This window comes from Alkalilacustris brevis, from assembly GCF_003350345.1.
Lineage (GTDB): Bacteria > Pseudomonadota > Alphaproteobacteria > Rhodobacterales > Rhodobacteraceae > Alkalilacustris > Alkalilacustris brevis.
The window spans coordinates 136793-161520 of record NZ_QNVJ01000020.1 but is presented as its reverse complement, the minus strand read 5'-3'; the positions used below and the strand labels follow the sequence as shown (position 1 = coordinate 161520).

Below are 24728 nucleotides of genomic sequence, written 5' to 3'. Positions count from 1 at the left end.
AAACACGACGATAGGAGACTGACATGCGTCACGCAAAGGGCTACCGCCGCCTGAACCGCACCCACGAACACCGCAAGGCGATGTTCGCCAACATGGCCGGCTCGCTGATCGAGCATGAGCAGATCAAGACGACCCTGCCCAAGGCCAAGGAACTGCGCGCGATCGTGGAAAAACTGATCACCCTGGCCAAGCGCGGTGATCTGCACGCCCGCCGTCTGGCCGCTTCGCGGCTCAAGCAGGATGCCCATGTGGCCAAGCTGTTCGATGTGCTCGGCCCCCGGTATGGCGAACGCCAGGGCGGTTATACCCGCGTTCTGAAGGCTGGCTTCCGTTATGGCGACATGGCGCCGATGGCGATCATCGAGCTGGTTGAGCGGGATCCGTCGGCCAAGGGTGCCGCCGATCTGGCCCGCGAAGAGGCCGAAGGAGCCGCCGAAAGTACCGAAGCCTGATAGATGTTGCGCGGCGATACTCGCCACGCCAGGATTTGAAGAGCCCGCCGCATCGCGGCGGGCTTTCGCGTATCCGGGGGCAGGCCAACAGGCTTGAAAGCAAGGCGCGCGCTTTGCATATCCTGCGCTGCAACGGATAACGGGAGGGGCGGGGATGCGCCTGATGATTGCAGCCTTGATCGCCATGGTGCTGGCCTGGCCAGCCATGCCAGAAACCCGCGTGCCGCGGTCGCAATCCGAAGTGACGCTGAGCTATGCGCCGGTGGTGCGCGCGGCAGCGCCTGCGGTTGTCAATATCTATGCCCGCCGGATCGTGGCGGAGCGGCGCAGCCCTTTTGCGGGCGATCCGTTCTTCGGCCCGCTGTTTCGCGATCACGGGCAGCTTGTGCCGCGGGTGCAGAATGCGCTTGGCTCGGGCGTGATCCTGAGGCCTGACGGGCTGGTTGTCTCCAATTACCATGTGGTGGGCGATGCCTCGGATATCCGGGTAGTGCTCAACGACCGGCGCGAGTTCGGCGCCGAGGTGATCCTGGCCGATGAGGCCAGCGATCTTGCGGTGCTGCGCCTGGAAGGGGCCGATGAACTGCCCGCCCTGCCATTGCGCGACGGCCCGCCGCTGGAAGTGGGCGATCTGGTGCTGGCCATTGGCAATCCGTTCGGCGTGGGGCAGACAGTGTCGGGCGGCATCGTTTCCGGGCTGGCGCGCTCGGGCCTGTCACTGGGCAGCGGGCGCGGCTATTTCATCCAGACCGACGCGGCGATCAATCCGGGCAATTCCGGTGGCGCGCTGGTGGACATGCAGGGCCGGCTGGTCGGGGTCAACACTGCGATCCTGACTCGCTCGGGCGGCTCGCAGGGGGTGGGGTTCGCCGTGCCGTCCGACCTTGTAGCGCGCGTCGTCGAGCAAGCCGAGGCGGGGCAGGACAGTTTCTTGCGCCCCTGGGCGGGGATGACAGGGCAGGCGGTGGATGCCGCGCTGGCCGAGAGTTTCGGCATGGAGCGCCCGCTTGGTGTCGTGGTTGCGGAACTGCACCGCCAAAGCCCCTTTCGCGCCGCCGGGCTGCGGCCGGGTGACATCGTCACCGAAGTCGACGGCGACGAGGTGAACACGCCCCCGGAATTGCTCTACCGTCTGTCGGTCGCCCGCCTGGGCCGGGAAGTGGAAGTCGACTACCTGCGCGAGGGGCGGATGCAAAGCACCCGGGTTGCGCTGATGGTCGCACCTGAAACCCCGCCGCGCGGGACATTTGCCGTGCCGGCCGGCCAGGCCTTGCGCGGGCTGGTGGTGGAGAATGTCAGCCCTGCCCTAATCGCCGAGATGGGGTTGCCGCTTGCCGCGGAAGGTGTTGTCGTGGTGGCCGCGAGCGAACTTGCGGCCCGCGTGGGGCTGCGGCGAGGTGATATCCTGCTGGCGATCAACGGCGTGACGATCGAGCGCACCGAGGATGTGGCGCGCGCGCTGGCGGGGCGGGAACGTTTCTGGCAGGTCGAGTATCTGCGCGACGGTCGCCGGCGCAGCGTTCAGTTCCGCTATTGAGGGCATGGCGCGGCCGTTTCGGCGCGCGGTTGCGATGGTGGCTCATGGATATCGGCGGGGCCGCTGTCGGCTGATGCCGGATGCCTTCGGCGAGGATATTTTTTCCACAGTGAAGGAGCAAGGCGGAGCGCGTCGGAGCGGTCAGCGCACGCCCAGCTTGGCCAGAGCCGCGGCCAGGTCAGGGGGCAGGGCATCGTCATCGCGGCGCGCGGTGAGGAGGTCGCGCGGGGCGTCGGCGGGGGCGAGGTAGCGCCAGCCCTGAAACGGGCGGCGGGGGGCGGCTTCGGTGCGGATGATTGCCGGGTCGAGCACGATGGCGCAGCGCAGGATGCCATCCTTGCCGCGGCGTTCCTCGAGCCGCAGCATGCGCTGACGGGCCAGGATCACGCCCTTGAACACCCAGTAGAGCGAGCCGCCATCGAGCAGCTCCGCCTCGCGGCGGGGCCACATGCGGGTGACATGCACGGGCAGCCCATCGGCGCCGCGGGCGCGTGCGGTGGCCTGCCAGGTTTCGAGATCCTCGACCCGTTCGGCCCCGACGCAGAGTTTAAGCAGATGGACATGTTCGGACATGCTGCCGATCTTCGTGTTGCGCCCCTGTCATGCCTGGGCGATATAGCCCTGTGGCCGGGCTTTCAAGGTGGCGTTGATCCCGCCGCGCGTGCGGCTTATGTTTGGCCTCCCTCCTTTGCACATTCAAGGACTCATGGCATTGACCCGTTTCGCAGCCCCCATCGCAGAACAGATCTGGGACATGAAATACCGTCTCAAGGCGGCTGACGGAACCGTCACCGACAAGACGGTGGAAGATAGCTGGCGCCGGGTCGCCCGCGCGCTTGCGGCGCCCGAGAGCGACCCCACCCATTGGGAAGAGCGGTTTTACGGCGCGCTGGCCGATTTTCGCTTTCTGCCCGCCGGGCGCATTCTGGCGGGGGCCGGAACCGAGCGCAGCGTGACGCTGTTCAACTGTTTCGTCATGGGCACGATTCCCGACAACATGGGCGGCATTTTCGAGATGCTGAAAGAGGCCGCGCTGACCATGCAGCAGGGTGGCGGCATCGGCTATGATTTTTCCACCATCCGCCCGCGCGGGGCGGAGGTGAAGGGCGTGGCGGCCGATGCCTCGGGGCCGCTGAGCTTCATGGATGTGTGGGATGCGATGTGCCGCACGATCATGTCGGCGGGCTCGCGCCGCGGCGCGATGATGGCCACCATGCGCTGCGATCATCCCGATATCGAGGATTTCATCGAGGCCAAGCGCGACCCGGCGCGGTTGCGCATGTTCAACCTGAGTGTGCTTGTCACCGATGATTTCATGGAGGCGGTCAAGGCGGGAGCCTCCTGGGATCTGGTGTTCGGCGGCAAGGTTTATCGCACGGTGGAGGCGCTAGATCTGTGGAACCGGATCATGCGCGCGACCTATGACTATGCCGAGCCGGGCGTGATCTTCATCGACCGGATCAACGCGATGAACAACCTCGCCTATTGCGAGACCATCGCGGCGACCAACCCTTGCGGCGAGCAACCGCTGCCGCCCTATGGCGCCTGTCTGCTGGGGTCGGTCAACCTGGCGCGGCTGGTGAGCGACCCCTTCGAGACGGGCGCCCGGCTTGACCCCGCGGCGCTGGACGATCTTGTGCGCGTCGCGGTGCGGATGATGGACAATGTGGTCGATGTCAGCCGCTTTCCGCTGGAGCAACAGGCACAGGAGGCGCAGGCGAAGCGCCGGATCGGGCTGGGCGTGACCGGGCTGGCCGATGCGCTGCTGATGCTGGGGCTGCGCTATGGCACGCCCGAGGCCGCCGCCCAGGTCGAAGCCTGGATGCACGCGATCGCGCGGAGCGCTTATCTGGCCAGTGCCGACCTCGCGCGTGAGAAGGGGCCTTTCCCGCTGTTCGACACGGACGCGTTCCTTGCCTCGGGCACCATGCGGATGATGGATGAAGATGTGCGCGACGCGGTGCAGGCCCATGGCATCCGCAATGCGCTGCTCACCTCGGTCGCGCCCACCGGCACGATCAGCCTCTATGCGGGCAATGTGAGTTCAGGCATCGAGCCGGTCTTTGCCTACAGCTACAAGCGCAAGGTGCTGCAAAAGGACGGGTCGCGCAGCGAGGAAGAAGTCGTGGATTACGCGGTGCAGATGTGGCGCGAGAAATTCGGCGACGCGCCCTTGCCCGATCATTTCGTCAACGCCCAGACCTTACCGCCGCTTGAGCATGTGCGCATGCAGGCGGCGGCGCAGAAATGGGTGGACAGCTCGATCTCGAAAACCATCAACTGCCCCGAGGATATCGGGTTCGAGGCCTTCAAGGATGTCTATCTGGCTGCCTTCGAGCAGGGCTGCAAGGGCTGCACGACCTACCGGCCCAATGCGGTGACGGGCTCGGTTCTGTCGGTCTCGGAGACGCGCGAGGCCACGCCCGAGGCCGACAGCGGCGCCGATGTGGTGTATATCTCCGAGCCGCTGGATCGCCCGCAGGCGCTGGAGGGCGCGACCTACAAACTGAAATGGCCGGTCAGCGAGCACGCGATCTACATCACCATCAACGATATCATCATCGCCGGGCATCGCCGCCCCTTCGAGGTGTTCATCAACTCCAAGAACATGGAGCATTACGCCTGGACGGTGGCGCTGACCCGGATGATCTCGGCGGTGTTCCGGCGTGGGGGCGACGTGAGTTTCGTGGTCGAGGAGCTGAAGGCCGTGTTCGACCCGCGCGGCGGGGCCTGGATGGAGGGGCGTTATGTGCCCTCGATCCTCGCGGCGATCGGCGGGGTGATCGAACATCATCTGATCGCCATCGGCTTCATCGATGGCGAGGGGATGGGCCTGAAATCCGACCCCCGCGCGCAGGCCATGGCGGTGGGGGAGCCGCCGCGCGGGGCAGCCTGCCCGGCCTGCGGTGCCTTTGAAATGGTGATGATCGAAGGCTGCATGACCTGCCGCGCCTGCGGGCATTCCAAATGCGCCTGAGCGGGCGCGGCGATACCCATGTTCCGATCATCCCCTCTCGAGCCGATGCCCGTTACGCACCTTGCGATCATGCTGAAACCAAAGCCGCGTTTGAGGCGATTGATTGAAGGTTTTCGTTTGGGTCTTCAGCCGGATCATAATACTGGACACCCATGAACCGCATCAGCCACATCACCATTGACGATACCGGCCTGCCCACACCGACGCCCGAGATCGAGCAGGAGCGGCGGGTTGCCATATTCGATCTGCTGGAAGACAACAGCTTCACCCTGCCCGCGCGCGAGGGGCGCGCCGCGCCGCGGGGGCCGTTCCGGCTGCGGCTGGCGATCCGGGAGCGGCGGCTGGTGATCGAGGTTGCCGATGCGGGCGAGACGCTGGTCGCGGCCGTTCATCTGTCGCTTGGCCCCTTCCGCCAGGTCGTGAAGGATTACTACCAGATCTGCGGCAGCTATTTCGACGCCGTCAAGAAGCTGCCCCCCGCCCAGATCGAGGCCATCGACATGGCCCGTCGCGGTATCCACAATGAGGGCGCGCGGATCCTGCAGGAGCGACTGAAAGGCAAGGCCGAGCTTGATATCGACACGGCGCGGCGGTTGTTCACCCTTATCTGTGTGCTGCATTTCGGGGGGTGATCGGGTGCCGGGGCGTTTTCCATCTTCGTTGCTGTTCTGCTGCGACCATAATTCCGTGCGCTCACCCATCGCGGAGGGGCTGATGAAGAAATTCTACGGCCAGCGTGCCTATGTGCAGTCGGTCGGGGTGCGCAGCGATTTCGAGATCGACGGCTTTGCCATCGCTGTCAGCAAGGAATTGGGTGTCGAACTGATCCGCCACCGCTCGCGCAGCTTCGACGAGATGGAGGAATGGGGCGATGACCTTTCGGGTTTCGACCTGATCGTGGCGCTTTCGCCCGCCAGCCAGCGCCGCGCGCTGGAACTGACGCGCTATGCGCATATCGATGTGGAGTACTGGCCGATCATGGATCCGACCGGCCTGGGCGAAGACCGCGAAGCGAAGCTTGCCGCCTATCGCCAGACCCGCGACCAGATCCGCCAGCGCATGATCGCGCGTTTCGGACCGCCCGTCATGGCAGACCAGCAAGAGACATGAGCCTGCGGATCGAGACGCTGCGGGGGGCGGCCCTGGATGCTGCGCTTGATGATGTGGCGCGGCTGCGCATCGCGGTGTTTCGCGACTGGCCTTACCTTTATGACGGCGATGCGGACTACGAGCGGCGCTACCTTGAGGTCTATCGCACCAGCCCCGCCGCGATTCTTGTAGGGGCGTTCGACGGCGCGCGGCTGGTGGGCGCGGCCACCGGCACCCCGATGGAAGACCACGCCGATGATTTCGCCGCCGCCTTTAGTGGCACGGGGCTGGCGCTCGGGGATATATTCTACTGTGCCGAATCCGTCCTGCTGCCCGCCTATCGGGGGCAAGGCGCCGGGCATCGCTTCTTCGACCTGCGCGAGGGGCACGCCCGCGGCCTCGGTCGGCGGCATGTCGCCTTTTGCGCGGTGCAGCGCCCTGCTGATCATCCGCTGCGGCCCGCGGATTACGCCCCGCTGGATCCGTTCTGGCGCAAGCGTGGTTATACGCCGCTTGCGGGGGCGGTGGCGCGCTTCGGCTGGAAGGATATCGACCAGTCTGATGAGACCGCAAAGCGGCTGCAATTCTGGGTCAGGACGCTGCCGGACTGAGTGCTCAGCCCGCCGCCGCCTCGCCGGCCAGCGCATCCATCGCCTGGGCCAGCCGCACATCCAGCGCCGACAGCCCGCCCGCGTCATGGGTGGTCAGCGTCACATCGACCTTGCGATAGACGTTCGTCCATTCCGGGTGATGATCTAGCTTTTCGGCGATCAAGGCCACGCGCGCCATGAAGCCGAACGCGCTGACGAAATCGTCAAAGACAAAGCTGCGGGTGATGGCGTCGCGATTCTCGGCCATTTCCCAGCCGCTTTCCAACAGCGGCTTGAGCGCGGCGTTACGGTCGGTGGCGGTCAGGCGTTCGGTCATGGGTCTGCCTCCGTTTATTCGAGTTTCAGTAGCGGGCGGGGACTGCCGCGCCGAAAGGGGCCGTGTTCGGCCAGGGTCTCCATCTCTTGTTCCACGGCCTGGCGCTCGGCTTCCAGATAGTTGGCCACGGCATCGCGGAAGCCTTCATCGATGAACCAGTGCAGCGAATGCACCTGCGCGGGCAGATAGCCGCGTGCTAGCTTGTGCGCCCCTTGCGCTCCGGCCTCGACCCGCGCCAGCCCGCGTTCCAGCGCAAAGTCGATCGCCTGATAGTAACACAGTTCGAAATGCAGGCAGGGGTGATCCTCGATACAGCCCCAGTAGCGGCCGTAAAGCGTGTCGCGCCCGATGAAGTTGAGCGCGCCGGCCACCGGCCTGCCGCCCCGTTCGGCCAGCACGAGCGCGACCAGATCGCGCAGTCGCTCCTGCACCAGGTCGAAGAAACGCCGCGTCAGATAAGGCGTGCCCCATTTGCGCGCGCCGGTGTCCTGATAGAAGGCCCAGAAGGCGCGCCAGTGCTCGGGGTGCAGATCGTCGCCGATCAGGATGCGGATATGGCCGCCGAATTCCTGAGCCTGCCGCCGCTCCTTGCGGATGGCCTTTCGCTTGCGCGAACTCAGATCGGCCAGGAACTCTTCAAAATCGGCATAGTCCTGATTCTCCCAATGAAACTGCTCGGTGATTCGGTGCAGGAGGCCTATCTCGGCTCCGGCGGCCGCTTCGTCAGCAGTGCAAAAGGTGATATGGGCCGACGAGAGCCGGTTTTCCGCTGCAAGCTGCACCATACCCTGCACCAATGCCGCGCGGCCGGTTCCCTCGCATCCCGGGCGGCACAGCAGCCGCCGCCCCGTGGCAGGGGTGAATGGCACCGCACATTGCAGCTTGGGATAGTATTGCCCACCGGCACGCTGCCAGACATGGGCGAAATTATGGTCGAAGATGTATTCGCCCTGGCTGTGCCCCTTGAGGTAAACCGGCGCCACGGCAATGGCCTCGCCCCCCTGCCGCGCCACCAGATGGCGCGGAGACCAGCCGGTGCCTGGGCCGACGGACCCTGACTCTTCCAGCGCCAGCAGGAAGCGGTGTGCCGTGAAGGGATCGTGCGGAAGGCCGCCGTCAGCAGTTTCTGGGCAGGCGCAGGCATCCCATTCCGCCGCAGGAATGGCACCGATGCCGGGCACGACCGTGACTTCGATACTGGCGTCGGTGTCGGGCATTCGGGGTCCTCGGCGCGATGTTGTCTTTGCGACAAATGGTGCCGCCGCCCGGCGCGTCAAGCAGGGCCGTGCCCTACGGGTGCCTTTGGGGGCAGGGTGGGCAGATAGCCTTCGAAGGTGATGCCATCGGCGGTTTTGCGGGCGATGGCCTCTTCGCGGGGGCTGCGCAGCGTCCAGCACAGGATCGGCACGCCCTGCGCCTTCAGTGTGGCCAGTTCTGCGCGGGCCAGGTCGCGCCAGTCATGCGAGACAAAGCTTGCCCCGGTGCTGTCGAAATCGCGGATGGCTCGCAGATGCGCACGTGCGACCGCGCCCAGGCGGGGAGCGTCGCGCAAGGTCCAGCGTCCGGTTGTCAGCCCGCGCGGCAGGTCCGGGGCCGCGTGGGCCAACGCCATGACGGCGGCGGGCACAAAGGACATCGCGGCCACCGGCCCGCCGCAGCCATGCACCGCGTCGGCCACGGCGGCTTCCAGCCGGCCATCGCTGAGGTGGCGCCCGCCCGACTGATCCTTGAGTTCGATCAGAACCGGCGCCCGCCCCGCGATCTCGGCCATAAGGTCGCCCAAGCGCGGGATGCCCTCGCCATCGCCGTCTTTCAGGGCCAGACCCGCCAGCGTGGCGGCGTCATGTTCGCACAGCTTGCCGCGATGCCCGGTCATGCGCGCAAGCCTGTCGTCGTGGAACACCATCGCGACGCCATCGCGCGAAAGCTGCACGTCGATCTCGACGCCATAGCCCTGCGCCACCGCAGCCCTGACAGCCGCGCGCGAATTTTCCGGCCGCCCCGCTGCCTTGGCGTCGTGCAGGCCACGATGCGCCAGCGGCTTTCGCAGAAATTCGGCGGGCAGGGCCGGGCCGGTCATCATGCCAGTTCGAAAATACCTTCGATCTCGACCGCCACACCCAGCGGCAGCGAGGCCGCGCTCACCGCTGAACGCGAATGCCGCCCGGCATCGCCAAGCAGCTCGACCAGCAGGTCGGACGCACCGTTTATCACCTTGGGCTGTTCAGTGAAGTCAGGGGTGGAATTTACAAAGCCGGTCAGCTTGACCACGCGCTTCAGCCGCCCCAGATCGCCGCCACAGGCCGCGCGCACCTGCGCCAGAAGGCTGAGCGCGCAACGCCTTGCGGCCTCGGCCCCTGCGGCAGTGTCGAGATCTGCGCCCAGCCGCCCGGTTATGAGCCCGTTCGGCCCCTGGCTGATCTGCCCCGAGACGAACAACAGGTTTCCGGCGTGAACATATGGCACGTAGTTGGCCGCCGGAGCGGGCGCATCGGGCAGCGACAGGCCGCGTTCGGCAAGCCGCGCATCGATTGTGTCGTTCATCGGATCCTCCGCATATCACCGTTTGACCTTGGCTCTAGCATGCCGGATTGCACCGAACCAGCGTCGAGACCCATGCCGGCCATCAGGCCATGGCGTCAGCGTTCGCGGAAAGCGCGGGTGAAATAGTCGCTCAGCGGTTTCACCAGATAGGCGAGCGGGCTGCGCGCCTCGGTTTGCAAGAACACATCGACGGGCATTCCGGGAATGAGGGCGCGGCCCTCCAGCTTGTCGGTTTCGTCCGGCTCCAGCATGATTTCGGCACGGTAATAGCTCAGCCCGCTGGCGCCGTCGGTGAAGGCATCGGCTGACAGCCCGGTCACGCGGCCCAGCAGTTCGGGCGTGGTGCGCATGCTGAAGGCCGGGAACATCAGCCGTGCCTCCTGCCCGATCTCGACCTGGTCGATATCGGTGGGATCGACGCGGGCGGCGATGACAAGCGGCCGATCCTGCGGCACGAGGTAAAGCACCGGGTCGGCGGCGCGCAGCACGGCGCGCGGGGTCGTGACCTGTAGGCCATAGACGATGCCCGAAACCGGCGCGCGCAGCTCGAGCCTGTCGATCCGCTCGGCCAGGGCACGGCGGCGTTCGGCCAGTTCGAGCGCGCGCACGCCAAGATCGCGCAATTCGGTTTCAGCCTCTTCGCGGCGGGTGCTGACGAGGCGCAGCCGCTCGACAGTGATTTCGGTGATTGCGCCGCCGGCGCGTGCCCGATCGGCGGTCAACTCGCCCAGTGCGCCGCGCAACCGCGCTTCTTCGCGCTGCAGCGCCAGAACCCGCGCTGCCTGGGCCAGCCCCTGGGCAAGCAGGGTGCGCTGGGCGCTCAGCTCCTCTTCGACCAGCGCCATCTGCTGCTCGAGCGCGAGTGTCTGCGCGTCGATGCCGAGTATCTGGTTTTCAATCTGCTCCTGCCGCCGGTCAAGCTGTGCGACCAGCTGTTCGAGGCTTTCGCCGCGGGCGGCAAAGAGGCGTTCCTGCCCCGCGATCAGCGCGGCGATCTCCAGGTTGTCGGCGGCTGCCACGAGCTCGGCCGGAAACGTGGGGTGTTCTGCGCCGTCGCGTTCAGCCTCGAGCCGGCCGCGGCGCGCCAGGGTCTCGAAAAACTGGCTTTCGACGATGGCAAGCTCCGATCGTAGCAACGACCCGTCAAGTTGCAGCAGCGGCGCGCCGGCTGCCACGCTTTGCCCTTCGCTGACGAGAATCTGTTCGACCACGCCGCCATCGGGGTGCTGCACGACCTGGCGGTTCTGTTCGACCTCAAGCTGCCCCGGCGCGATGACGGCGCCGGAGATGTCGGTCAGCACCGCCCAGCTTCCAAAGCCGCCGATCAGCAGCAGCAAGGTTACCAGGCCCAGGATCAGAGGCTTGCGCACCGGCCAAGCGGGTCTTGGCGTGTCCTGCCCTGGTTCGGGGCGCGATGCCGGTGCGGCTGGTGGCATGGATGGCGGGGCGGTGGGCCGTGCAGGCTGCTGCCCGCCCTTTTCGGCGCGCCGGGCGTGGCCGCCGCGTCCCGGATGGTGAAACGCCATGTGCTTCAGGATCACATCCGCAGGCGCCGCAGGATCGAGGCGGACAGGCCCGGGCAAAGCATCGCCGGGCAGTTTGCCAGACAGGGCCGGACCTTTGGAATACTCTTTCATGACACTCCTCCGGGGCCGGCATTGCGCAAGATGTCGGTGTGGTTGCGCACGGTTTCGCGCAGCACCTCGTCGCGCGGGCCGAAGGCCTTGCGCATCCCGCCTTCCAGCACCAGCAACATGTCGCATTCCTGGATGGCGGCGGGCCGGTGGGCCATGATCAGAACCGAGTTTCCCGCGGCCTTGGTTTCGCGGATTGCTGCGTTCAGCGCGGCCGAGCCGGTATTGTCCAGGTTCGCATTAGGCTCATCGAGGACCAGGATGACCGGGTCGCCATACATCGCGCGGGCCAGCCCGATCCGCTGGGTCTGCCCGCCCGAAAGCTTGCTTCCGTGCTGGCTGACCGGCGTGTCATATCCTTGAGGCAGTGTCACGATCAGGTCATGCGCCCCGGCGCGTTTGGCGGCGCGCACCACTGCCTCGGGGTCGGGCCGTGGGGAGAGCCGGGCGATATTCTCGGCAATGGTGCCATCAAACAGTGTGACCTGCTGCGGCAGGTATCCGATCAATGCGCCCAGCACATCGGGGTCGTATTGATCAAGGGCCGCGCCATCGAGCCGCACCTTGCCGCTGGCCGCAGGCCAGACGCCGATCAGGGCGCGCGCCAGTGTCGATTTTCCCGCACCGCTTGACCCGATCACGCCCAGTGCCTGCCCCGGCTCAAGCCGGAAGGACAACATGCGTAGTGATGCCTGCCGCTCGCCGGGGGGCACCACGGTCAGCCCCTGCGCCTCGAGCAGGGCGCGCGGGCGGGGCAGCGGCGTGGGGTGCCTTTGCGGAGGCTCGGCCGTCAGCAGTTCGCCCAGCCGCGCCCAGCCTTCCTGCGCACGTTGCATGACACCCCATTGTGAAATCGACTGATCGACCGGCGCCAGCGCCCGCCCCAGCAGAATGGAGCCCGCAATCATCGCGCCGGGCGTAAGCTGATTTTGCAAGACCAGATAGGCCCCGAGGCCCAGCATCGCCGATTGCAGGAACAGCCGGAACGCCTTGGAAAACGCGGTGAAGCCGCCGCTGCGGTCGCTCAGGGCAATGGTGTCACCCAGGGCGCGGCGCCGTGCTGCCTGCCAACGGGCGAATCCGTGCCCCCGCATCCCCAGCCCGCGCACCAGGTCGGCCTCGTCCTTGATCTGTTCGGCAAGGCGCTCGGCACGGGCGGATGCGGCATTGGCCTGCGCCATCGGTTCGCGCGTGAGGCGCTGATGGAGCAAGGCGGCGATCACCAGTAGCCCGCCCCCCGCCACCGCAAGCCAGCCCAGCCAGGGATGAAAGATGAAGATCGCGAAGATGAAGATCGGCGTCCATGGCAGATCGAAGAACGCCAGCAGCGTCGGCGATGACAGCAGCCGCTGGATCGCTTCCAGATCTCGCTGCGCGGCCAGCGCGAGCGGGTCGTTTGGCCGCGCGGCGTTGCGCGAGAGTGCGGCGGAAAACACGCGCCGGTCCAGCCGATCCTGAAAGCGGGCGCCGATCCGGGCAGTGACGCGCCCACGGGCGTAATCCAGAAACCCCATTGCCAGATAAAGGAACACCACAAGCATCATCAGCGCCGCCAGCGTCGCCTCCGACCTGCTGCTCAGCACCCTGTCATAGACCTGCAGCATGAAGATCGGACCGGTGAGCATCAGCAGGTTCACGAAGATACTGAACAGCAACACACCCAGAAACAGGGCGCGATGCTGATTTCTGGTCTCGCGCAGTTCCCTGCGGCCTGCTGTGTTTTCAGCCCTCTTCATGCTCCAGCCCATCCCTTCGGCAGATGGCGCGCGACAATCCGCCACCGGGAAACTTGCACCACCCTGATGTGCGCCCTAGGTTGTCACGATGCCGGAAAGACCCCGGCCCAGCCCAGCAATGCCCTGAATGCAATGGCAATCACCTTTGTTACCTGAACAGGATTATATGAAACCTGGTGCGTTGAGAAATCATTTCGTTGATGTCAGGAGCTTGGTGCCGGGCTTTTTTGCCATGTTTTTACTGGGTTTGGTCGCAGCCTGTTCGCCCGCACCACTGGGGGTTGAGGTGTGGGACCCCTATGAAGCCGAAAACCGCGCGCGCCACGCAGAGAATCGGGCCGTTGATACCGCCCTGCTCAGGCGCAGCGCCCATGCCTATGGCGAAACCGTGCCCGAACCCGTGCGCCGCGCGGTGGGCAATTTCGCCGGCAACCTGTCGCTGCCCGGCGCGGCGGTGAACAGCCTGCTACAGGGCCGGCCCGATGCCGTGGTCGAGAACACCTTCCGCTTCCTTATCAATTCGACCCTCGGCCTGGCCGGGCTTTTTGATCCGGCGACCGAATTCGGCCTGCACGGACGCCCGACCGATTTCGGGGAAACCCTGCATGTATGGGGTGCGCCCGAAGGCGCCTATCTGGAACTGCCGTTCATCGGCCCCTCGACCGAGCGTGACGCAGTCGGTTTCGTCGCCGATATCGCGCTTGATCCGGTGCGGATCCTGCTGCCACGGGATGCGCGCGGCCTTGCCTTCGGCAGCCGGTTCGGGGCACTGATCGGAGATCGTTACGAGTATTCCGGTCTGATAGACTCGACCCTATATGAAAGTGCTGACAGCTACGCCCAGGCGCGGCTGATCTATCTGCAGAGCCGTCGCTTCCAGCTTGGAGACGAGTCCTTCACCACCTACTTCGACCCGTATGAGGAACTTTATGGCGATTGACGATCTGCCTCGCACACCGCGCCGCCAGTTCTTGACCCGCCTGGCGGGCTTTGCGGCCTTCGGTGCCGGGGCATCGGCCTTGCGGCCCGCTCGCGCGGCAAACCCCGCCGCGGCACAGGCGCTGGTCCAGCAGGTCTTGTCCGAGATCATGGGGATCATCAATTCGGGCCGGTCCGAAGCCGCCATGCTGGCCGAGTTCGAGCAGGTCTTTACCCGCTATGCCGATGTGAACGTGATCGCGCGTTCGGTGCTGGGGCCTTCGGCGCGGACCGCGAGCACGGCGCAGATTTCGGCTTTCACAGCGGCGTTTCGCGGCTACATGGCCCGCAAATACGGCCGCCGCTTCCGCGAGTTGATCGGCGCGCGGTTCTCGATCTCGGGCGCGCGCGACCTGGGCAATTTCATCGAGGTGGTCAGCACCGCCGCGCTGGTCGGTCAGCCGCCTTACGAAGTGCGCTGGCATGTCTCGGACCGCAGCGGAAGCAACCTGTTTTTCAACATGGTCATCGAGGGCGTGAGCATGCTTGCCGTCGAGCGCGAGGAAATCGGCGCCATGCTCGACCAGCGGCGCGGCGATATCGACCGGCTGATCGCCGATCTGCGCGGCATGGGCTGACCGGGCGAACTTACCTTTTGCTGTCCGGCACCTCGCCCGTGCCGTTGTCCGGCGGGCCCAGGCCGTAACGCCTGGCAACGCGCGCTGTCACCCCGAAGATCAGCGGCGCCGATGGCATGATGATGAAGACACGCACGATGTGAAAGGCCGTGACGACCGCCACGCCCTCCTGCAGGATCTTTGCGGTCAGGGCCATCTCGGTGATGCTGCCCGGCGCGGTCGCCAGGATCATCACCGGCCAGGTGATGCCGGTGATCCAGCTCAGCGCCAGCCCCAGCCCGGCGCAGTAGAGGATCATCAGTACCGTGCTCAGAAATGCGGCGGGAATGAACTTTCCGGCCCGCCGCAGCAGATCGCGGTCGAACACCGCACCCAGCCAGACGCCGAGAAACACCTGCGCCCCGGCCAGCATCGGATAGGGATAGGCGGTGATCGGCAGGCTCAGCGCCGCGCCCAGCGCCGCCCCGGCGAGCGGCCCTAGGAAATAGGGATTGGCAATGCGCAGCAACCGCGCTCCGGCTGCGCCCAGCGCGGCCAGCACGAACATGCTCAGTGCGCCCGAAATGCTCCAGGGAATGGCGCGGAGCGCAGCACTGGTATCTTCGACGCCACCCTGCACGGCAACGATGATCGGCGGGATGAAAAGCACCAGGATCATGATGCGCAACACCTGCGCAAAGACCACCGGCCCCGGTGCGGCCCCGTGCTTTTGCGCCAGTATGGCTGTCTCGACTGGCCCCACCGGAACCGACGCCAGGCTTGCCGAAACCACGTCGATATGCGCAAGCCGCATGAGCAGCATGGCCACGAGGAAGCCGCCAATCACGGTCAGGAGGGCCGCCGCGATCATCGGCACCACCAGCCCGCTCATCGCTGCGATGGTGTCGGGGGTGAAAGAAAGCCCCACCGATGATGCGATCACCATCTGACCGAGCGGGCGCGAAAACCGTGGCACATCGACCGGCAACTCCGACATCCGCACGATGGTGGAAAAAACCAGCGCGCCGATCATCCACGGCAGCGGAAGGTTCAGCCAGTCTGCAATCACGCCGAAGATCAGCGCGCCTGCGTAGATCAGGGCAACATGCGCCAGCCAGCGCCATCCGGGAATGCCGATTTTCATGCGTATCGTGCTCCTTCAGGTCATTGATACGCCTAACTTTCCGGAAGGGCCAGAGGCATCGTATGCCTTCGTATGCCGGGCGCCCCGCGCCCGCGCACCGCCCGCCCGCCCGGGCAAGGCCGCCCTGCTTTCTTCTTGGCAAAAATATCCCCGCCGGAGGCATCCGGCGGTGGCTGGCGGGCGCACGGGCGATGGTGATGTGGCGCGGTTCTCTGGCCCGCCAGGCCTCAGTCCGTTTTCCCGGATTTCCTGCCTGCGCCGGAGGGTTTCGCCGAGGCTTCCAGCGCCTCGATCCGCGCTTTGAGCGCCTCATTCTCCTCGCGCGCTTTCTGGGCCATCGCGCGCACGGCGTCGAACTCCTCGCGGGTGACGAAGTCGCGATCAGCCAGCCATCGGTCGAGCATCGAGCGCAGGGCGGTTTCAGCCTCTTCGCGCGCGCCCTGGGCGACGCCCATCGCATTGGTCATCAATTGTGCCATATCGTCGAGAAACCGGTTGCGGCCCTGCATCGCATCCTCCGTCATGCCTGTTCCAGATATGCCCCCGCGCCCGGAGAATCACAAGGTTGACTTCGCACCACCCGCGCGAGAAGGAGAGGCCGAAGGAGACCTTGATGCTTGCCATGATCCCGTTTCCCGACATCTCGCCCGAGATATTCTCGATCGAGATCGGCAACTTCACATTTGCCCTGCGCTGGTATGCGCTGGCCTATATTGCCGGGTTTCTTGCCGCATGGGCGATCGTGGTCGCGCTGATGAAGCGCCCGGTCCTATGGGGGCGCGAAGCGGCGCCAATGGCACCGGGCATGGTCGAGGGGTTGCTCACCTGGGTGATCATCGGCGTGATCCTTGGCGGTCGGCTGGGCTTTGTGCTGTTCTATCAGCCGGGGTACTACCTGCGAAATCCGGTCGAGATCCTGTTCATCTGGCAGGGCGGCATGGCCTTTCACGGCGGGCTGGCGGGCGCGGCGCTGGCGGGCTGGCTGTTTGCCCGGCGCCACAGTGTCGCGCCGATGCGTCTGGCCGACGCCATGGCAGTGTCGGTACCGGTGGGCCTGTTTCTGGGCCGGATTGCCAATTTCATCAACGCCGAGCTCTGGGGCCGGCCTACGACCATGCCCTGGGGGGTGATCTTTCCCGGCCCGGCCGCGCAATCCTGCCCCTGGGGTTGGGAAGGACCTTGTGCGCGCCATCCCACCCAGCTTTACGAGGCCGGGCTGGAGGGGCTGGTGCTGGGCCTGGTTCTGGCCTGGCTGGTCTGGCGGCGCGGCGCGCTCAAGCTGCCCGGGCTGACGCTGGGCGTGTTCCTTGCCGGTTATGGGCTTTCGCGATTTGTCGTCGAGTTCTGGCGCGAGGCCGATGCGCAGTTCATCACCCCCGACAACCCGCTGGGCCATGTGATCCGGCTGGGCGATCTTGGGCTGAGCATGGGGCAGCTTCTGTCGCTGCCGATGATCCTGCTGGGGCTGGGGCTGATCCTCTGGGCGCGGCGCGGGGCCCCGGCTGGGCCGCCGCGCGCGGGCTGACCGGGCGATGACTGCGCTCAGGGATATCCTTCTGCGGCGCATCCGCGCCACCGGCCCCATCACCGTGGCCGACTATATGGGCGAATGCCTGCTCCATCCGCAGCATGGCTATTACAGCACCCGCGACCCGCTGGGCGCGGCGGGCGATTTCACCACCGCCCCGGAGATCAGCCAGATGTTCGGTGAGTTGCTGGGCCTTTGCCTTGCGCAATGCTGGCTGGAGCAGGGCGCCCCCGCACCTTTCGTTCTGGCTGAATTGGGGCCTGGGCGCGGCACGCTGATGGCCGACATGCTGCGCGCCACGCGCAAGGTGCCGGGCTTTCACGCGGCGCTGCGCCTGCACCTGATCGAAGCCTCGCCCGCCCTGCGCGCCCGGCAGGCGGAAACACTGGCAGCCCATGCGCCACAGTGGCACGATCATCTGGCCGACCTGCCCGATTTGCCGCTATTCCTACTGGCCAACGAGTTCTTCGATGCTCTGCCAGTCCGGCAGTTCTTGCGCGCCGGGCAGGGTTGGCGCGAGCGCATGGTGGGGGTCGAGGGCGAAGATCTGGTTTTCGGTCTCGGCCCGGTCGCGCCGCTGGAGATGCTCGACCACAGGCTTGCCGACACCGCCGAGGGCGATCTGGTCGAACTCTGCCCCGCCGCGCAGCCGATCATGCACGAACTGGGCGCGCGTATTGCCCGCCATGGCCAGGGGGCGGCGCTGATCGTTGATTACGGAGACTGGCGCAGCCTGGGCGACACGTTGCAGGCGTTGCGCGCCCACCGGCCCGACCCGCCGCTTGCCCACCCCGGCGAAGCTGACCTGACCGCGCATGTGGATTTCGAGGCGCTGGCCGAGGCTGCCGCCGATGCCGGTGCGGCGCATGGCGCGATGGTGCCGCAGGGTGTGTTGCTGGGCCTGCTGGGAATCGCCGCGCGGGCCGAGGCGCTGGCACGCGACCTGACGGGCGATGCGCGGCAATCCCACCTGGCCGCATTTCGCCGCTTGACCCATGCCGATGAAATGGGAACCCTGTTCAAGGCACTGGCGATTCATCCGCGCGGCATGGCGCCACCTCCCGGTTTCGACCCCTGGCCCGAGGTATCATGACACTGGAAATCCTCACGTCCGATCTGCTTGCCCCCCTGCGTCACGGGTTTTTCACGCGGCGCGGCGGGGCGTCTTCGGGGGTGTTTGCGGGGCTGAACTGCGCGCCGGGCTCGTCCGACCAGTCGCAGGCGGTGCGGATCAACCGCGACCGCGTGGCCGCGGCCATGGGCCTGCCGCCCGAGCATCTCGTGGCGGTGCATCAGGTACATTCGGCCGAGGTGGTGGTCGTGGATGCCCCGCTTGAAGATCCGCCGCGCGCCGATGCGATGGTGACAACCACGCCGGGCCTGGCACTGACCGTGCTGACAGCCGATTGCCAACCGGTTCTTCTGGCCGATGCCGAGGCCGGGGTGATCGGCGCCGTTCACGCGGGCTGGCGCGGTGCGCTGGATGGCATCCTCGAGGCAACCGTCGAGGCGATGGTGGCGCAGGGCGGGCGGCGCGAGGCGATAACCGCTGTTATCGGCCCGACCATCAGCCAGCGCGCCTATGAGGTCGGTCCTGAATTCTTTGACGATTTCATGGCCGACGACGCTGAGAATGTGCGTTTCTTTGCGCAAGGAAACGGCGACCGGATGTTGTTCGACCTGCCCTCTTTCGGGTTGCACCGGCTGCGCGCCGCCGGCGTGGGCGAGGCTGAGTGGACCCGCCACTGCACCTATTCCGACCCGCGGCTCTTCTATTCCTACCGTCGCTCCCTGCACGAGGGTCAGGCCGATTATGGCAGGCTGATCTCGGCGATCCGGCTGTGAATTCGCCGGGGCCGAGAGGCAAGGCCCCGAACCTGAAATTCCCTGCAAACGCCACATCGGCGCCTCGCCCGCGCCCGGGATCGGGGCGACACTCGGCACCATCGGAATGAAAGACGGCGCCCCATTGCAGCGGGGCCGCTGCCATCAAGGATCAGGAGAATTGGCCATGAAACCGAAACGCCGCTGGCTTGCCTGGGTTCTCGAAGAAAGCGCCCGCAACGCGCCTTCGCTGCCGTGGAAACGGCGCGCCCGCAAGGCAAGGCAGCCCGCCTCGGCGCGTGCATGAGGCCTTTTCACACCCGATTCGCCAACATTCCCTGCTGATTGGGGTGGTGCTGGAAACAATGCGCCTGCCATTGCCGGCGCTGTTTTTGCAGCGGCGCGAATCATGAAGAAACTTTGACTTCATCGTGCCGGTTTGAACATATTTGCGCGAGGTCTCTTGTTCCTGCCCGGTGAAGAGACGGCGCAGCCGAATTGACGGGGCAGGATTCACGGAGAGTTCGGATTTTCGCTCGGTCAGGGCGGCCAACTGGTGCGGAGCCTCTGTCCGCAACGCCAGGGGCCGCCTTTTCCTTTTCTGCCATGGTGGTTTTCGGCCCGCGCGGTGCTCTGTGTGCTGCGCGGGCGTCAGGCCTCCTGGGCCAGCCTCGCCTCGAGCACCTCGAAGGGAACGCCGGGCGCTTCCTTTGCGCATCGAATCACCAGGCTGGTCTTCACGCTGGCGACATTCTCGGCGGCGGTCAGTTCCTCGGTCAGGAAGCTCTGGAAGCTGGAAAGATCGGGCGCCACGCATTTGAGGATGAAATCGATCTCGCCGTTGAGCATGTGGCACTCGCGCACAAGCGGCCAGTTGCGGCAGCGCTGCTCGAAGGCCGACAGGTCCGCCTCGGCCTGGCTGTGCAGCCCGACCATGGCAAAGACCTGCACCTCGAACCCCAGGGCGCGGCTGTTGACCGCGGCGTGATAGCCACGCAGATAGCCCGCTTCTTCCAATGTGCGCACCCGCCGCAGGCAGGGCGGTGCCGAGATCCCGACACGGCGGGCCAGTTCCACATTGGTCATGCGCCCGTCAGCCTGCAGTTCAGCAAGAATCTTGCGGTCGATCGGATCGAGTTTAGAACCCGGCATCAAGCGGCATCCTTTGTTCATGCGGCGATGATTTTTCGGGAATGTATGCGCAGTTGCTGCCTGGCGCAATATTGTTTCGCGCATGCGCAATATTTTTCGCCGATTTGCGGTTGTGCCGCGGACCCCGGTGCCGCGACAATCTTGCCTTTCCGGCCCTATTGCGTTTTGCCATGAGGCACAACAGATGCAGCAAAGCACAGAACAACCGAAGATAGAAGATAAAGGACAGGTTCCATGAGCGACACGCGCCACACGAGGCTTCTCATCATCGGGTCGGGGCCTGCGGGCTACACTGCCGCCGTCTACGCCGCCCGCGCCATGCTAGAGCCCGTGCTGGTGCAGGGGATGGAGCCGGGCGGCCAGCTGACCACCACCACGGATGTGGAAAACTGGCCGGGCGACACCGAAGTGCAGGGGCCCGAACTGATGCAGCGCATGGAAGCCCATGCCCGGGCCGTGGGCACCGAGATCGCGTCGGACCTGATCGTCTCGCTCGACCTTTCGCAACGGCCTTTCACCGCGACCGGTGACAGCGGCACGCGCTATACGGCCGACGCATTGGTCCTTGCCACCGGGGCGCGCGCGAAATGGCTGGGCCTGCCATCGGAAGAACGTTTCAAGGGCTTTGGCGTGTCGGCCTGCGCCACCTGCGACGGGTTCTTCTATCGCGGCAAGGAGATCGTGGTGATCGGCGGCGGCAATACCGCCGTGGAAGAAGCGCTTTTCCTGACCAACTTCGCCAGCAAGGTGACGCTGGTCCACCGCCGCGACGAGCTGCGCGCCGAAAAGATCATGCAGGACCGGCTTTTCCGCAATCCCAAGATCGAAGTGCTGTGGAACCATACTGTGGAGGAAGTGCTGGGCGATGACGATCCGCTCGGCGTGACCGGGGTGCGGGCACGCCATGTCACTACGGGGGAAACCACCGATATACCCTGCGCGGGCTTTTTCGTGGCCATCGGCCATGCCCCGGCCAGCGAACTGGTCAAGGACCAGCTTGAGCTGCACCATGGCGGCTACGTCAAGGTCAAACCCGGCAGCACCGAAACCTCGACCCCCGGCGTTTTTGCCGCGGGCGACATCACCGATCATGTGTACCGCCAGGCCGTGACAAGTGCGGGCATGGGCTGCATGGCCGCGTTGGACGCCGAACGTTTCCTGGCCGCGCAGGAGGGCTGATTCCCCGGGCCACGCGGTATCGGGGGCCGCGCCTGTCCGTCTTCTTGGCAAAAATATCCTCGCCGAAGGCAGCCGCCAGCCGCAGTTGTGCGCCCGAGCTGAACACGAAGCGCGCGATTACGGCAAATCTGGTCCGATCGCGCGATCTTCGCAGGTTTGATAAGATTTTGTCCTTAAATCGCCGCGACTGTTCCACCTTTGCTTGAAATTGTCCTGATAAGCGGCCTAAGCCCCGCCACCGAACAGGCCACAGGCCCCCCGCGAAAGCCGATGTCCGACTGAGAGTAAGCGCGATGACCCACAGCAATTCGATCCCGATTCCGGAACTTTATGTCTCGTACGAGAGCGCGCAGAAGCTGAAGGCCGAGGCGGGCGATCTGCCCTCCTGGGATCTGACGCCGCGGCAGGTCTGCGACCTGGAGCTGTTGATGAACGGCGGGTTCAATCCGCTCAAGGGCTACCTGAGCGAGGCCGATTACAACAGCGTCGTCGACGACATGCGCCTGGCCGATGGCGCGCTCTGGCCGATGCCCGTCACGCTGGATGTGTCCGAGAAGTTTGCCGGAACGGTTGAGCCGGGGCAGGATATCGCCCTGCGCGATGCCGAGGGGGTGATCCTTGCTATCATGTCGGTCACCGACAAATGGGTGCCCGAAAAGACGCGCGAGGCCGAAAAGGTGTTCGGTGCCGATGATCTGGCACATCCGGCGGTGAACTATCTGCACAACACGGCCGGGGCGGTTTACCTGGGCGGGCCGATCACCGGAATCCAGCCGCCGATCCATTACGATTTCCGCGCCCGGCGCGACACGCCCAATGAGTTGCGCGCCTTCTTTCGCAAGATGGGCTGGCGCAGGGTGGTGGCGTTCCAGACCCGCAATCCGCTGCACCGCGCGCATCAGGAACTGACCTTTCGCGCCGCCAAGGAGGCCCAGGCAAACCTGTTGATCCACCCGGTGGTGGGCATGACCAAGCCCGGCGATGTCGATCACTTCACCCGCGTGCGCTGCTATGAGGCAGTGCTCGACAAGTATCCGGCCTCGACCACGCATATGAGCCTGCTCAACCTTGCCATGCGCATGGCCGGCCCGCGCGAGGCCGTCTGGCACGGGATCATCCGGCGCAACCATGGCTGCACCCACATGATCGTCGGGCGCGACCATGCAGGCCCCGGCAAGAACTCGGCGGGTGAGGATTTCTACGGCCCCTATGACGCGCAGGAGCTGTTTCGCGACCACGCCGAGGAAATCGGCATCGAGATGGTCGATTTCAAGCACATGGTCTATGTGCAGGAACGCGCCCAGTACGAACCCGCGGACGAGATCGAGGAAGGCCTGACCGTGCTCAACATCTCGGGCACGGAGCTTCGCCGCCGCCTGCGCGAGGGGATCGATATCCCCGAATGGTTTTCGTTTCCCGAGGTGGTGGCCGAATTGCGCTATCGCTTTCCCCCGCGCCACCGCCAGGGGTTCACGGTGTTCTTCACAGGGCTGTCGGGGTCGGGCAAATCGACCATCGCAAATGCGCTCATGGTCAAACTGATGGAAATGGGCGGCCGCCCTGTCACGCTGCTCGATGGCGACGTCGTGCGCAAGCATCTGTCGTCGGAGCTGGGCTTTTCCAAGGAACACCGCGACATCAACATCCGCCGCATCGGCTATGTAGCCTCAGAGATTACCAAGAATGGGGGCATTGCCCTCTGTGCGCCGATTGCCCCCTATACGGCCACCCGCCGTGCGGTGCGCGAGATGATCGAGGGCTTTGGTGCCTTCGTCGAGGTGCATGTGGCCACAAGTCTTGACGAATGCGAACGCCGCGACCGCAAGGGGCTCTACAAGCTGGCGCGCGAGGGGAAGATCAAGGAGTTCACCGGGATTTCGGACCCTTATGAGGAGCCGCAAGATCCGGAACTGCGCGTCGATACCGAGAATGTCGATGTCGATTACTGCGCCCAGCAGGTTCTGCTCAAGCTGGAGAGCATGGGCCTGATTGCCGCCTGAACGGTGCCATGAACCAGCCAGTCGGGCCGTAGTCTCATGCCGCCCTGCTTCCCGTCCGGGAGCAGGGCGCTTTTCTGTCCGGCGGTGTGATGTTTCCGGTTATCTGTTGTCTGACACGCCCTGGATGATTAGCTGATCTGTCAGGGATACGGCGCTTTGCCGGGGTTTTTGCACAAGGAGACGGAAAATGGCACGTCAGAAGCAGTCCGGGCCGGAAGAGCCGAGCACCGAGGATCTCGCAAAGCAGGTCGACGCGCTGCGCGCCGATCTGAGCAATATCGCCGAAACCCTCAAGGCGCTTGGCCTGTCGCAAGGCGAGGCGGTGGCCGAAGACCTGCGCGCCCGTGCCGAGGAATTGCGCCGCAAGGGCGAGGCACAATATGAGCACTTGCACGCCCGTGCCGAGGGGCTGGCCGAGGATGCCGACCGACTGGTGCGCGAGAAACCCGCGATGGCGATGGGTATCGCTGCAGGCTTGGGCTTTCTGGTCGGCCTGCTGATGTCGCGGAAGTAACGGCCGTGGTTCCTTTTCAAAGGGCGATAGCAGATGCCGGGCGCCGCGCCGCGCTGGGCTTTGGGGCCGTGTTGCTGCTGACCGTCGGATTGGCCTTTCTGACGGCGGCGGGGTTCATCGCGCTGGCCGCGCTGCGTGATCCGCTGTTCGCGGCGCTTGTCATCGGCTTGGCCTACATGGGCCTCGGGCTGATCTTTATGGCTCTGGCCGGGCGCAGGCCGCCCGCGCCGCCGCAGCCCGGCCCCGAAGAACTGGCCGAGCGTGCCGCGCGGCGCGATGCGACCCTGCGCGCCGCGATGGCCGAAGCCGGCCTGCATGTGCCGCCCAAGGGCGAGTCACCGCCATTGATCGAGGCCTTCCTGTTCGGCCTGACCATGGCGATGAGGTTGCGTCGCTGAAAAGAGGCACAGCAGGGCAGCCCGCCCGCCTAGCGCAGGATGGGTTCAAGCGGGTCGTAAAGCGGCGCATCCGCCGTGCCGTGGTCCCAGGCCACGCGCGGCAGGCTGTCAGGCTTGAAGCGCAGGCCGGCCAGGGTTGCGCGATCGACGAAACGCCGCCGGTTGACGACCTCGGCCGGGTCGCGCCAGTCGTCGCGCAAGGTGCCACCCGTGATCTCGGCGCGGAAGTAGATGTCGCACTGGTGAAAGCCGCTTTCAGGGTCGTGAAACTCGTTCACGAGGCAGGGAACACCCACGGCGATGCGCAGGCCGGTTTCCTCGTGCACCTCGCGCGCCAGGTTTTCGGGCAGGGACGTGCCGCGCTCGACCCCGCCGCCGGGGGCACACCACAGATCGCTTTCCATCCCTGGAAAGGCGTTGACGATCAGCAGCCGGCCCTCATGAAGGATCACGGCGCGCACGGCCAGGCGGATACTCGTCGGCTGGATCATGCCGATACACTCGCCTTTTTGCCCGCCGCCTGTCCATAGCGGCGTGGGGGCCTCTCGATTCATGGGA

At 65.6% G+C, this 24728-nt stretch carries 26 protein-coding genes; 15 read left to right on the top strand and 11 right to left on the bottom strand.

Going from position 1 to position 24728, the window contains the following annotated elements; translation table 11 throughout:
* Nucleotides 1-23: 23 nt before the first annotated feature.
* Both rplQ and DQ229_RS03365 read left to right on the top strand, forming a co-directional pair.
* The gene (gene rplQ / locus DQ229_RS03370; protein WP_114964850.1) at nt 24-452 is read left to right on the top strand and encodes a 50S ribosomal protein L17; all 429 of its coding nucleotides are present in this window, start codon (nt 24-26) and stop codon (nt 450-452) included.
* A gap of 154 nt (nt 453-606) precedes the next feature.
* Nucleotides 607-1989: a trypsin-like peptidase domain-containing protein gene (locus tag DQ229_RS03365; protein ID WP_114964849.1), complete on the top strand. Its 1383-nt coding sequence runs from the start codon at nt 607-609 to the stop codon at nt 1987-1989.
* A gap of 141 nt (nt 1990-2130) precedes the next feature.
* Here the strand turns inward: DQ229_RS03365 and DQ229_RS03360 are convergent, their stop codons facing one another.
* A complete protein-coding gene (locus DQ229_RS03360) occupies nt 2131-2562 on the bottom strand; it encodes a DUF1489 family protein (protein WP_114964848.1) in 432 nt (143 codons plus the stop codon).
* A 139-nt stretch (nt 2563-2701) separates the two neighbouring features.
* Between DQ229_RS03360 and DQ229_RS03355 the strand changes: the two genes are divergently transcribed.
* The 4 genes from DQ229_RS03355 to DQ229_RS03340 all read left to right on the top strand — a co-directional run bounded on the left by DQ229_RS03355 (nt 2702) and on the right by DQ229_RS03340 (nt 6666).
* Entirely contained in the window at nt 2702-4966 is a 2265-nt protein-coding gene (locus DQ229_RS03355) for an adenosylcobalamin-dependent ribonucleoside-diphosphate reductase (protein WP_114964894.1), read from the top strand.
* A 152-nt stretch (nt 4967-5118) separates the two neighbouring features.
* Nucleotides 5119-5598, top strand: a complete 480-nt coding sequence (locus tag DQ229_RS03350) for a UPF0262 family protein (protein ID WP_114964847.1) — start codon at nt 5119-5121, stop codon at nt 5596-5598.
* 4 nt (nt 5599-5602) lie between these two features.
* A complete protein-coding gene (locus DQ229_RS03345; protein WP_114964846.1) occupies nt 5603-6076 on the top strand; it encodes an arsenate-mycothiol transferase ArsC in 474 nt (157 codons plus the stop codon).
* On the top strand, nt 6073-6666 hold the full coding sequence (locus tag DQ229_RS03340) for a GNAT family N-acetyltransferase (protein ID WP_114964845.1): 594 nt from the start codon (nt 6073-6075) through the stop codon (nt 6664-6666). Before DQ229_RS03345 ends, DQ229_RS03340 begins: the two co-directional genes overlap by 4 nt.
* Nucleotides 6667-6670: 4 nt before the next feature.
* On the opposite strand, the gene DQ229_RS03335 is transcribed toward DQ229_RS03340, so the two are convergent.
* From DQ229_RS03335 to DQ229_RS03310, 6 genes are all read right to left on the bottom strand, one after another.
* Nucleotides 6671-6982, bottom strand: a complete 312-nt coding sequence (locus tag DQ229_RS03335) for a 4a-hydroxytetrahydrobiopterin dehydratase (protein ID WP_114964844.1) — start codon at nt 6980-6982, stop codon at nt 6671-6673.
* Between the two features lie 14 nt (nt 6983-6996).
* Nucleotides 6997-8199 carry a GNAT family N-acetyltransferase gene (locus tag DQ229_RS03330; protein ID WP_114964843.1) on the bottom strand — a complete coding sequence of 401 codons (1203 nt, stop codon included), beginning with the start codon at nt 8197-8199 and terminating at the stop codon, nt 6997-6999.
* A gap of 56 nt (nt 8200-8255) precedes the next feature.
* On the bottom strand, nt 8256-9062 hold the full coding sequence (locus DQ229_RS03325; protein ID WP_114964893.1) for a glycerophosphodiester phosphodiesterase family protein: 807 nt from the start codon (nt 9060-9062) through the stop codon (nt 8256-8258).
* Nucleotides 9062-9526, bottom strand: coding sequence for a RidA family protein (locus DQ229_RS03320; protein WP_114964842.1), 465 nt, complete (start codon nt 9524-9526; stop codon nt 9062-9064). The genes DQ229_RS03325 and DQ229_RS03320 overlap by 1 nt, the downstream gene beginning before the upstream one ends.
* A 95-nt stretch (nt 9527-9621) precedes the next feature.
* Nucleotides 9622-10962, bottom strand: coding sequence for an HlyD family type I secretion periplasmic adaptor subunit (locus DQ229_RS03315; protein ID WP_114964892.1), 1341 nt, complete (start codon nt 10960-10962; stop codon nt 9622-9624).
* 197 nt (nt 10963-11159) lie between these two features.
* Nucleotides 11160-12896: a type I secretion system permease/ATPase gene (locus DQ229_RS03310; RefSeq protein WP_114964891.1), complete on the bottom strand. Its 1737-nt coding sequence runs from the start codon at nt 12894-12896 to the stop codon at nt 11160-11162.
* A gap of 286 nt (nt 12897-13182) precedes the next feature.
* Between DQ229_RS03310 and DQ229_RS03305 the strand changes: the two genes are divergently transcribed.
* Both DQ229_RS03305 and DQ229_RS03300 read left to right on the top strand, forming a co-directional pair.
* On the top strand, nt 13183-13836 hold the full coding sequence (locus tag DQ229_RS03305; RefSeq protein WP_238380946.1) for an MlaA family lipoprotein: 654 nt from the start codon (nt 13183-13185) through the stop codon (nt 13834-13836).
* Nucleotides 13826-14452, top strand: coding sequence for an MlaC/ttg2D family ABC transporter substrate-binding protein (locus DQ229_RS03300; RefSeq protein ID WP_114964840.1), 627 nt, complete (start codon nt 13826-13828; stop codon nt 14450-14452). The genes DQ229_RS03305 and DQ229_RS03300 overlap by 11 nt, the downstream gene beginning before the upstream one ends.
* Nucleotides 14453-14462: 10 nt before the next feature.
* Here the strand turns inward: DQ229_RS03300 and DQ229_RS03295 are convergent, their stop codons facing one another.
* A complete protein-coding gene (locus tag DQ229_RS03295; RefSeq protein WP_114964839.1) occupies nt 14463-15575 on the bottom strand; it encodes an AbrB family transcriptional regulator in 1113 nt (370 codons plus the stop codon).
* Between the two features lie 227 nt (nt 15576-15802).
* A complete protein-coding gene (locus DQ229_RS03290) occupies nt 15803-16084 on the bottom strand; it encodes an accessory factor UbiK family protein (RefSeq protein WP_114964890.1) in 282 nt (93 codons plus the stop codon).
* A 104-nt stretch (nt 16085-16188) separates the two neighbouring features.
* Between DQ229_RS03290 and lgt the strand changes: the two genes are divergently transcribed.
* Genes lgt through pgeF form a run of 3 tightly spaced genes read left to right on the top strand, consistent with a single transcriptional unit; the run spans nt 16189 to nt 18948 of the window.
* Complete coding sequence (gene lgt / locus DQ229_RS03285) at nt 16189-17100, top strand: prolipoprotein diacylglyceryl transferase (protein WP_114964889.1); 912 nt, start codon at nt 16189-16191, stop codon at nt 17098-17100.
* Nucleotides 17101-17107: 7 nt separating this feature from the next.
* Nucleotides 17108-18196, top strand: a complete 1089-nt coding sequence (locus DQ229_RS03280; protein WP_114964838.1) for a class I SAM-dependent methyltransferase — start codon at nt 17108-17110, stop codon at nt 18194-18196.
* Nucleotides 18193-18948, top strand: coding sequence for a peptidoglycan editing factor PgeF (gene pgeF / locus DQ229_RS03275; RefSeq protein WP_114964837.1), 756 nt, complete (start codon nt 18193-18195; stop codon nt 18946-18948). Before DQ229_RS03280 ends, pgeF begins: the two co-directional genes overlap by 4 nt.
* A gap of 630 nt (nt 18949-19578) precedes the next feature.
* On the opposite strand, the gene DQ229_RS03270 is transcribed toward pgeF, so the two are convergent.
* Nucleotides 19579-20079: an Lrp/AsnC family transcriptional regulator gene (locus DQ229_RS03270; protein ID WP_114964888.1), complete on the bottom strand. Its 501-nt coding sequence runs from the start codon at nt 20077-20079 to the stop codon at nt 19579-19581.
* A 234-nt stretch (nt 20080-20313) separates the two neighbouring features.
* On the opposite strand from DQ229_RS03270, the gene trxB reads away from it, so the two are divergent.
* The 4 genes from trxB (at nt 20314) to DQ229_RS03250 (ending at nt 24170) form a co-directional block, all read left to right on the top strand.
* A complete protein-coding gene (gene trxB, locus DQ229_RS03265; protein ID WP_114964836.1) occupies nt 20314-21258 on the top strand; it encodes a thioredoxin-disulfide reductase in 945 nt (314 codons plus the stop codon).
* A gap of 293 nt (nt 21259-21551) precedes the next feature.
* Nucleotides 21552-23258: a bifunctional sulfate adenylyltransferase/adenylylsulfate kinase gene (locus DQ229_RS03260; RefSeq protein ID WP_114964835.1), complete on the top strand. Its 1707-nt coding sequence runs from the start codon at nt 21552-21554 to the stop codon at nt 23256-23258.
* 187 nt (nt 23259-23445) lie between these two features.
* Nucleotides 23446-23772 carry an ElaB/YgaM/YqjD family protein gene (locus DQ229_RS03255; protein WP_114964834.1) on the top strand — a complete coding sequence of 109 codons (327 nt, stop codon included), beginning with the start codon at nt 23446-23448 and terminating at the stop codon, nt 23770-23772.
* 5 nt (nt 23773-23777) lie between these two features.
* Nucleotides 23778-24170, top strand: a complete 393-nt coding sequence (locus DQ229_RS03250) for a phage holin family protein (protein ID WP_114964833.1) — start codon at nt 23778-23780, stop codon at nt 24168-24170.
* Nucleotides 24171-24199: 29 nt separating this feature from the next.
* Here DQ229_RS03250 and DQ229_RS03245 read toward each other — a convergent pair whose 3' ends face one another.
* The gene (locus DQ229_RS03245) at nt 24200-24661 is read right to left on the bottom strand and encodes an NUDIX domain-containing protein (RefSeq protein WP_114964832.1); all 462 of its coding nucleotides are present in this window, start codon (nt 24659-24661) and stop codon (nt 24200-24202) included.
* Between the last annotated feature and the right edge of the window lie 67 nt (nt 24662-24728).